This is a genomic window from Streptomyces sp. NPDC059909, assembly GCF_042730885.1.
Lineage (GTDB): Bacteria > Actinomycetota > Actinomycetes > Streptomycetales > Streptomycetaceae > Streptomyces.
Window position 1 is genome coordinate 1 of record NZ_JBHWKX010000171.1, and the last position, 4,453, is coordinate 4,453.

Consider the following 4,453-nt stretch of genomic DNA (forward strand, 5'->3'; position numbering starts at 1 on the left):
AACAGGGCAAGAACCTGCTCGACGTGGTTACCCAGCTCTTCGACGGCCGAGGAGCCTGGATCCCCATTCCAGCCTGACCACCAAACCAGTCACCCACCATCATGAGCGGTGCCGGGGAGATCCGGTCGACCCAGTTGCCGGGGTCGTACTGAGCACGGTGCCGTCGGGAAGCGGGATGAACTCTTTTGTGCGCTCGACCATGGCGAAATCTCCCTACGCGGTTGCTGCCCCGCAGAGCCGATGGCGGCGAACCCGGCGAACCCCCCTGGCAGTACTTGCAAATTGCAAGTGACGCTGTCAACGTAGTCATGTTGCTTGCAAATCGCAAGCGACTTTGGCCGAAGGAGCTGTACCCGATGTCCTGGAACTACTCGACGATCCGAGCTGAACTGCGCAACGGGGTCCTGTGGGCCACGATCGACAACCCCCCGATCAACCTGATCGACGAGCGGTTCGTCGCGGACCTGATCGCCCTGCTCGACGACACGGACGCCGACGGCAACGCGCGGGTTGTCGTCTTCCGAAGTGCGGACCCCGACTTCTTCATCCCGCATGTGGACATCGAGCGGATCGCTGAGTACACGGCGATGGCGGCGACGTCCGGCGGGCCGGACGACATCAGCCTCGGCGCGCTGTACCGCCGGCTCAGTGAGGCCCGCCCCGTCACCATCGCGGTCCTCGAAGGCCGGGCGCGCGGGGCCGGCGCAGAGTTCCTCTACGCGTGCGACATGCGGTTCGCGTCCCTGGAACGCGCGGTGATCGGCCAGCCCGAGGTGGGGCTGGGGACCTTCCCCGGCGCGGGCGCGGTCCAGCAGCTCGTGCGGCTCGCCGGCCGCGGCCAGGCCATGCAGGTGATCCTCGGTTCCGAGGACCTCGACGCGCGAGAGGCCGAACGCATCGGTGTGGTCAACAAGGCTCTGCCGGAAGAGGAGTTGATCTCCTACGTCGAGCGTCTCGCCGGGCGTGTCGCAGGGTTCCCGGAGGCGGCCGTGCGGCTCGCCAAGCGCCGGATCAACGCGGCCGGCCTCCCGGCCAAGGAGGACGTCCAGGTCGACGCGGGCTTCTTCCAGATCCTGGCGCGTGACGCATCGAGTACCGCCCGAATGGGCGCTCTCATGCAGCGCGGGATGCAGGAGCGCTCGCGCACCGAGCTCGAGTTCGGCGCAGCGGTCGGGGAGCTGTGAGCGCGAAGGGAGCTTCCGTTCTGGCGAGGCGAGTACCGCGCCCGGTCGGTTTCTGGCTGCTGGCCGTCACGCTGCTTGCGGTCCTGGCCGCGTCCGCCGCGCCGTCCCCGCTCTACGTGGTCCACCAGCACCAGTAGGACTTCTCGCCGATCGTGCTCACCACGATCTTCGCGATCTACGTCGCGGCTCTGCTGGTCGCGCTGCCGATCGTCGGCGGACTGTCGGACCACATCGGCAGGCGGCCCGTGCTCGCTGCCGCGCTGATCGTCGAGGCCGCTGCCATGGTCGTGTTCCTCACCGCCGACGGCGTCGGGCCGCCGCTGGTGGCGCGCATCCTGCAGGGGCTGGCGACCGGTGCGGCGGCCGGCGCCCTCAGCGCCGGACTTCTGGATCTGCAGCCGTCCCCCACCTCGCCGCTCGGCCCGCTGCTGAACACCGTGGCCCCGGCCGCCGGACTGGCCGCCGGGGCGCTGGGCACCGGAGTGCTGTTGCAGTACGCCCCCGCCCCCACAACGCTGGTCTTCGCCCTGTTCACCGCGGTCTTCGTGCTGCTGGCCGCGGCGGTGTTCTTCCTGCCCGAGCCGGTCACACCCCGGCCGGGCGCCTGGGCCTCGCTGCGGCCCCGGGCGTGCGTGCCGCCCCAGGCCCGCCAGGGCCTTCCTGGCGGCGGTGCCCTGCCTGGTCGCCACCAGGCCGCCGACCAGATGGCTGTCGATGTGCAGGATCCCTGCGGTCAGTGAAGCTCCGCCATCTTGAAGTGGCTGGTCAGCGGGGTGGCGTGACCTCGTTTCGGGGTGCTCGTGCAGGTCGTGGGCGGCAGTCTGTGTTGTAGATCGTCCGGCAGGGCGGTTTTGCCGATGAGTTCACCGTCCTCGAACGGTCTACCCAGCGACACGACCGTTCTCGACAGGAGTGCCATGTCCACCATCCAGCCAGTGATCATTACTGCCGACCAGGACGTTCTGCTCGGCTTCTATACGAAATTGTTCGGCGCTGAGGAGATCTTCCGGGTACCGGCGGAAGGCCCGGCCTTCTACCTCGGCTTGCGCATCGGCGACACCGACCTCGGGCTGGTGGCCAAGGCGAACCCGGGGACTGGAGCGGCGCCGCGGATCCTGCTCAGCATCGGTGTCGACGACGTCGACGAGACGCTCGGCCGGGTGGAGGCGCTGGGCGGCTCGGTCCGCAGCGGCCCCAACGACATGCCGTGGGGACAGCGCGTCGCCCACGCCCAAGACCCCGACGGCAACCCGCTGAACCTCACTCAGCCGATCCCGGCCCGCTGACGCTGTTCCGCGGTGCTTGTGCGGATCGTGGGCTACCCGCGGTAGAGATCAATTGTCGGTAGTGGCCTCGGTGTTCGTCAGGACGAGCAGCACGCGAAACAGGTGGGCGGCACGGGCGGGTTCAGTACGGAGCTTGGTGAGGATCCGCCAGTTCTTCAGGTGGGCAAAGCCGCGTTCGACGGGGACGCGTCCGGCGGCCAGGACCCGGTTGGCCTCCTTCTCGGCGGGGGTGAGCTTGCGGGCGCGGGTGGCCTTGAAGCCGGTGAGACCACACGGGATCGTCCCCGTCGTCGTCCAGGCCGAGGAAGCCGAGGTCGGCCAGGGCGCCGAGGCCGGCAGCACGCAGGTGGGCCAGGATGCGGTCGCGGCGGGCGGCGGTGATGTCGTGGGTGCGGCCGGGCCGGGCGGCCGATATCCACACCAGACGGCCCCGCTCGTCGGTCAGCGCGAGGACGTGCAAGCCGTGGCGGCGATGCTTGCCGGAGTAATTCGGGCGGTTCGCCTCTCCGGTACGGCGCTGGGTGGGGATGAGGGTGCCGTCAATCAGGACGTCTCGCCGCCCCGCCGGACGATCTTCTTCAGGGCGCGGTCCAGGCGAGGGACCTTCGCGGCCAGCAGGTGGATCAGCTCGTCGCGCCAGCGCCGGATGGTGGTGGCGGCGATGTCGTTGCCGCCGGCCATGTCGGCCAGGCGCTGATCGTGCCGCAGCACGGCCAAGACGATCACCGCGATCCTCCCGGGCGGCAGCGCCCGCCACCTCGACCGTATCGCTTTGAGATGGCGTCGCAGCAGGTCGGAGAGGTAGTTCAGGGTGTGCGTGGACAGCGGCAGGCGGCACTGGTAGACCAGGGACACAGTGTCCCCGGCGTGCTCTTTGGTTTTCGTCACACAATTCCAACAGCCGCCGGGGGCACCTTGGTTACGCCCCGATCGCCGTGCGGACCGCTCACGAGCGGGTGGTGAACTTCCCGTCGGGTCGTTTGTGCAGCCAGCCGCGGTCAGCCAGCTTCGTGAGCTTCCCGCGCAACGGCTCCAGCTTGCCCCGTACCCCGGTCTCCAAGCCCAGCACCTCGCCGATCTGCCGGGTGGAGACCGGGCCGGCGGCCTGCCGCACCGCGGTCAGGATGCACTGGTACTCCGCCGGCAGTCCGGACTCAGCCACCCCCGGCCCACGGTCCGGGACCAGCCGCACCGCCCGACCTGCCACCTGGACCACCGGCGACCCGGCCTCCGTGCGCTCGTCGGCGAGCTGCTCGCTCATCCGCTGCCACACCCGCTCGGCCACGGCCAGCTCATCGCGCTCAGCTCGTACCTCCGACAGCTGCTTGACCAGTTGCTCTTCGAGTCCGTCCAGCTCCGCACGCCGCGCGGCGATCCGCTCCAACACCTCGGGATCCATCATGGGCCGGAGCGTAGGAGCGGCACCCGCGACGACGGACGGGAATCCACAAACCCACTCCTGCCAGACGATCTACACCCCAGACTGCCGCCCACGACCAGCACGAACACCCCGAAACGACATCACACCAGCACCCTGACCAGCCACTTCAAGATGGCGCAGCTTCAGTGAGTGATCTTCAGCATGGGACGATCCTCATATGTCTGGTGGGAATGGCCTGTTCGAGATCGACGCGGCGACTGTGCGACCGCAGTCCGGACCGCGGTCGGCGGGACTCCGGCGCCTGGGATGCGGGCCCACCGCGTCCGAAGAGGTGTGAACGCCCGTGTCGCATCAGCCGCTCACCATCTCCTCGCCTGCTCTGGCAGGTGACGTCTTCAGCGCTCGGCGGTCAACTTGCCCCGGCCGTAACGACCGGGCTTGGAGGTAGCGCCCAACTGGCTGCCGGGTGGGCTCCTCCGTCCAGACACCCCTATGGGGTGGCAGGGGCGCGTGACTCACGCCCCGCAGTCCACGCAGCCTCGCCGCGCTGGGCGATGTTGCGGGAGGCGTTCCGGTCTGCGTGGGCAACGACCCCGCAGTTC

7 protein-coding genes and 1 pseudogene are annotated in these 4,453 nt (G+C 69.2%); 4 read left to right on the forward strand and 4 right to left on the reverse strand.

Features of this window, described 5'->3' with window-relative positions; translation table 11 throughout:
* Positions 1-356: 356 nt before the first annotated feature.
* The 4 genes from ACFV9O_RS39655 to ACFV9O_RS39670 all read left to right on the forward strand — a co-directional run bounded on the left by ACFV9O_RS39655 (position 357) and on the right by ACFV9O_RS39670 (position 2,470).
* Positions 357-1,184 (forward strand): enoyl-CoA hydratase/isomerase family protein, encoded by an 828-nt coding sequence (locus tag ACFV9O_RS39655; protein WP_385427772.1) that lies wholly within the window; start codon positions 357-359, stop codon positions 1,182-1,184.
* The gene (locus ACFV9O_RS39660; protein WP_385427775.1) at positions 1,181-1,321 is read left to right on the forward strand and encodes a hypothetical protein; all 141 of its coding nucleotides are present in this window, start codon (positions 1,181-1,183) and stop codon (positions 1,319-1,321) included. Before ACFV9O_RS39655 ends, ACFV9O_RS39660 begins: the two co-directional genes overlap by 4 nt.
* Before the next feature lie 15 nt (positions 1,322-1,336).
* Positions 1,337-1,924 (forward strand): MFS transporter, encoded by a 588-nt coding sequence (locus ACFV9O_RS39665; protein WP_385427778.1) that lies wholly within the window; start codon positions 1,337-1,339, stop codon positions 1,922-1,924.
* 177 nt (positions 1,925-2,101) lie between these two features.
* On the forward strand, positions 2,102-2,470 hold the full coding sequence (locus tag ACFV9O_RS39670) for a VOC family protein (protein ID WP_385427781.1): 369 nt from the start codon (positions 2,102-2,104) through the stop codon (positions 2,468-2,470).
* Positions 2,471-2,518: 48 nt separating this feature from the next.
* On the opposite strand, the gene ACFV9O_RS39675 is transcribed toward ACFV9O_RS39670, so the two are convergent.
* From ACFV9O_RS39675 to ACFV9O_RS39690, 4 genes and pseudogenes are all read right to left on the reverse strand, one after another.
* Entirely contained in the window at positions 2,519-2,812 is a 294-nt protein-coding gene (locus tag ACFV9O_RS39675) for a transposase family protein (RefSeq protein ID WP_385427785.1), read from the reverse strand.
* A 13-nt stretch (positions 2,813-2,825) separates the two neighbouring features.
* A pseudogene (locus tag ACFV9O_RS39680) lies at positions 2,826-3,110 on the reverse strand (transposase family protein); the annotation flags it as partial.
* Complete coding sequence (locus ACFV9O_RS39685; protein WP_385427788.1) at positions 3,014-3,358, reverse strand: hypothetical protein; 345 nt, start codon at positions 3,356-3,358, stop codon at positions 3,014-3,016. The gene ACFV9O_RS39685 and the pseudogene ACFV9O_RS39680, both read right to left, overlap by 97 nt.
* A 58-nt stretch (positions 3,359-3,416) precedes the next feature.
* A complete protein-coding gene (locus ACFV9O_RS39690) occupies positions 3,417-3,872 on the reverse strand; it encodes a hypothetical protein (RefSeq protein ID WP_385427791.1) in 456 nt (151 codons plus the stop codon).
* Positions 3,873-4,453: the final 581 nt, after the last annotated feature.